We start from the raw sequence: 3,713 nt of genomic DNA on the forward strand, positions 1-3,713 counted from the left end.
AGCTTTATGTCGAGCGAAGCGAGTGAAAAAGTTCTATGAGCGAAGCGAATTCCTAGTTGCTTTTCTTTTTTAAAAGTCACGAAATTTTAAGCCAAAAATTGCCCCTACGAACTGAGCGAAAGCGAAGTTCAATAGAGTTTGAGCGTAGCGAAAACATAGGGCAATTTTTCTTATCCTGGGCTTTTAATTATTTTTAATGCTTTTAAATACTTTTAGATCAGAATAAATTTATATATTTCAATAATTAATAATCTTATATACCCACGTTTAGTTACCTATATACCCACGTTTAGTTACCTATATACCCACGTTTAGTTACCTATATACCCACGTTTAGTTACCACTTACCCACGTTTAGTTACCCTATGGCTTCATCTAACCTCAAATAAATATTTGTGGTTATAACTACATTGTTATAATCTGTGGGTATAACAATGTTTTAATCAATCTCATGTCAAAAGAATTAGTTGTAAAAACAAATCGCTTAAACCAAGCTTTCCAGACTTTGTCTTTATCAGAATTTCATATTGTTCAACTAGCTATTGTTGATGCTAGGCATACAGGTACAGGCTTAAGTACAGATACACCATTACGAATAGATGCTCTGAGATATGCAGAAATTTTTGGAACAACCAGACAAAATGCTTATCAACGGATGAAAGAAGCTGAAGACTCGTTATTTAATCGTAGATTTAGTTTCTTTGATGAAAACGGGAAATTAATAAAAAGCAGATGGATTCAGCAAGTAAGGTACTTAGATGATGAAGGTGCTATTGAGTTAGTTTTTACACTAGCTGTTGTACAAGGTATAAGTAAAATTGACGGAATTAAGGATTTCTTTACTCAATATTTATTAAGCCAAACAGCACAACTGAATAGTACCTATTCAGCAAGGCTATACGAATTACTGATTCAGTGGAAAGCCGTTGGAAAAACACCTTTATTCGAGTTAGCGACATTTAGAGAGCAGCTTGGTATTGGCGTTAATGAATATAAGCGTATGGATCACTTCAAGACGAGGGTCCTTGATTTAGCTATTACAGAAATTAGTGAAAAAACAGATATTGAGGCTAGTTATGAGCAGCATAAAAAGGGCCGTTCAATATCAGGCTTCTCTTTTTCATTTACACAGAAAAAAACTAGAAGTGCATCAAGTGAAAATAAAAAGCACTCGGAGAATTTAGATCTCTTTTCAAAAAAAATGACAGATCCTCAACGTCATTTATTTGCCAATAAGCTCTCTGAGCTTCCTGAAATGAGTAAATATTCAGAAGGCAGTGAAAGCTATCCTCAATTTGCAGTAAGAATTGCAGAAATGCTTAAGGACTCTGAAAAGCTAAAAGAGTTTTCTCCAATGCTTGAAAAAGTTGGCTATCGTTAAACTACTAATGTAACGTTACATGTTTAAATAATATCTACTGGCATACATCTTTTTACTTAGGTTACATGATGAAAGCATTATCTGTGATTGAGCTAGCTGAACTCTATGGGATGAACAGACAGAGTATCTATAAGCGTATAAATAAAGGTGATTTATCTAAAAATAGTGATGGAAAAATAGACCTATCGGAAGCAATACGTGTATTTGGAGAACCATCTAATAAAAATAGAGATGTAACCACGTTACAGTCTACTGCGGTACAAAAAGAGACAGAAGTAGACATGCTAAAACAGCAGGTAGACATACTAAAAAAACAACTGGAACTTGCACATGAACGAGAAATTTTCCAAAGAGAACAACTAGAAGCAAAAGACAATCAAATAGAAGCAATCCAACGACTGCTAGAAGCCCCAAAAACCAATATGACTACGTTTACCGATCAGAAACCTAGCCAAGATATAGCAACGGATCCTCGGTCAGAACCTGAACCGAAACATGACGGATTGACTACTCCAGAGCAGACTGAAAATAAACGTATTCCAGTACCGGAACATGTTGAACCGGAGCAGCCGAAAAGAGGGTGGTTAAGCCGGTTTTTCTTGCCAAATGGCTAAGGGGATTATTCAACTGAGCTAATCAAAGTTGTGAAACATTGCTTAAATAATAGGCGTGGAACGTGAAAAATCATAAAAAAAGCCCGGTCATGGAAACTCGGGCTATCAACTAGGAACTACAGCGTTGAATTATAAGGATAATTATAAAGCATTTCGTATAACGTGTATTATGTTAATTTTAGGAAAACTCAATTATATTTCTTCATAATTCAATTGAGAGCGCACAAAGACATCTTCGAGTTTACTCTCAGGCCAAACCCATTTTGTCCAATTAGATATAAGCCAATCCTTCGTTATTTCAGATACTGGTAGCTTTTGATAACAGTTAATACCTGCTTTATAGCCACTAATTGTTATTAGAGCTAAACCATCTTTATCGGGGGCTTCAGCAAGCATCATTATTACTTCATCTTCAAATGGGTAATGAGCTTTAAATTTTAGAAGATAACCACGTTGTAAAAATTGTTCATCAAAATCAATTAATTTAGACCATTTCATTTGTATTAGTTTTAACTTCTATCAAAATCATAAAAATACAGTATTTCTTAGCCATTTAACATAATGGTTATTATACGAAATTAAAAAATAATTTTCTAAAACAATGACTTGATATAATTTGCATTATGTTAGTTTTAGATTTTCTTAATTGCCATCTATCCAAACTTGCTTAATCCAATCTGCTAAATTTTCCCACTGCTCATCACTATATCCATCTGCTGTCCAATATTTAATTTTATGATTAGGAGATAGGCAATAATAACTACCATTATCTTCACAGATAGGTAGCCAATCTCCTGGTAAACCTTGTTCCCTAGCATCATTTAATATTTGAGAGAGACTTCGATCGTATTCTTCGTCATCTGTAAGAGATGCCAATTCAATTGTTCCATAAAAGATATTACTAATCTCTTTCAAAACTTTTTTATAATCTTTTGGAAAAATAAAACCAATTTTTTTCTCATAGCTAGATATGAGAGTATCATCAGGTAACCCTATGTTTAAACGACTATTCTTAGATAGTTCTTTTAATTCTTGAATGATGTTATCAAGCTTATTTTGCATACATATTTAGCTCTATGGCATTAAGGTTTTTACAGCAATTCAACATAATGGCGATTATACGAGATTTTAAAATTCATTTAAATATCATAAAGATAATGCTTTTTTTAAATTTCGTATAACGTGCATTATGTTAATTTTAGAAAGGCTTAATTGAAGTGAAATATATAGCTCAAATCATAGAATGTAATGAGGATCTCGAATTTATTCTAAAAGTTAAGGTTCGCAATGAAATTCTAGAGGTATTTAGTTCTTCAATGCCCTCATGTATTGATCTCAAAAAAAATTACCTTATAGCTTTAGAAGCTACTATTCTTGATGATTACATTATTGAAGAAGTACATTGTCCCCATCAAATTAAGCAAATAGATGATAGTCTAAGATATGAGGTTATTGGATATTTAAAAGAAGGAAAGCTAGATAGTAATGGCTTAATTTTTGAAGATGATATTTTAAATAGAGATTTTTTTTACTTAGATGGCACTACAGTAAAATGGACTGTAGATAGAATTAATGCCACTTTTGATGATAGTAATTGAGTCATTTAACATAATGGCGATTATGCGAAATCAAAAAGCCTAGACACTTGGCTAGGCTTTAAATTTTAAAAATACATAAAAATTAATGCTATAGTCTCAATTTTTTAACTTCGTATAACG

The 3,713-nt window shown here is 32.6% G+C and carries 5 protein-coding genes; 3 read left to right on the top strand and 2 right to left on the bottom strand.

Annotation, left to right across the window (positions count from 1 at the left end; all coding sequences use genetic code 11):
• Positions 1 to 451 precede the first annotated feature (451 nt).
• Entirely contained in the window at positions 452 to 1,381 is a 930-nt protein-coding gene (repM, locus tag AVJ20_RS17660) for a replication initiation protein RepM (RefSeq protein WP_111886115.1), read from the top strand.
• A gap of 68 nt (positions 1,382 to 1,449) precedes the next feature.
• Positions 1,450 to 1,995, top strand: coding sequence for a plasmid replication DNA-binding protein (locus AVJ20_RS17665; RefSeq protein WP_171319338.1), 546 nt, complete (start codon positions 1,450 to 1,452; stop codon positions 1,993 to 1,995).
• A gap of 192 nt (positions 1,996 to 2,187) precedes the next feature.
• Here AVJ20_RS17665 and imm45 read toward each other — a convergent pair whose 3' ends face one another.
• A complete protein-coding gene (gene imm45 / locus AVJ20_RS17670; RefSeq protein ID WP_111886117.1) occupies positions 2,188 to 2,493 on the bottom strand; it encodes an Imm45 family immunity protein in 306 nt (101 codons plus the stop codon).
• Positions 2,494 to 2,637: 144 nt separating this feature from the next.
• The gene (locus tag AVJ20_RS17675; protein ID WP_111886118.1) at positions 2,638 to 3,057 is read right to left on the bottom strand and encodes an SMI1/KNR4 family protein; all 420 of its coding nucleotides are present in this window, start codon (positions 3,055 to 3,057) and stop codon (positions 2,638 to 2,640) included.
• Positions 3,058 to 3,212: 155 nt separating this feature from the next.
• On the opposite strand from AVJ20_RS17675, the gene AVJ20_RS17680 reads away from it, so the two are divergent.
• Entirely contained in the window at positions 3,213 to 3,593 is a 381-nt protein-coding gene (locus AVJ20_RS17680; protein WP_111886119.1) for a hypothetical protein, read from the top strand.
• The last annotated feature ends 120 nt before the right edge of the window (positions 3,594 to 3,713 follow it).

It is taken from the genome of Acinetobacter sp. CFCC 11171 (genome assembly GCF_003268405.1).
GTDB classification, from domain to species: Bacteria; Pseudomonadota; Gammaproteobacteria; order Pseudomonadales; family Moraxellaceae; genus Acinetobacter; species Acinetobacter amyesii.

What these genes read in the sequence shown, in the direction of transcription:
- repM (WP_111886115.1), top strand. Translation starts at nt 452, where the DNA reads ATGTCAAAAGAATTAGTTGTAAAAACAAATCGCTTAAACCAAGCTTTC.
- AVJ20_RS17665 (WP_171319338.1), top strand. Translation starts at nt 1,450, where the DNA reads ATGAAAGCATTATCTGTGATTGAGCTAGCTGAACTCTATGGGATGAAC.
- imm45 (WP_111886117.1), bottom strand. Translation starts at nt 2,493, where the DNA reads ATGAAATGGTCTAAATTAATTGATTTTGATGAACAATTTTTACAACGT.
- AVJ20_RS17675 (WP_111886118.1), bottom strand. Translation starts at nt 3,057, where the DNA reads ATGCAAAATAAGCTTGATAACATCATTCAAGAATTAAAAGAACTATCT.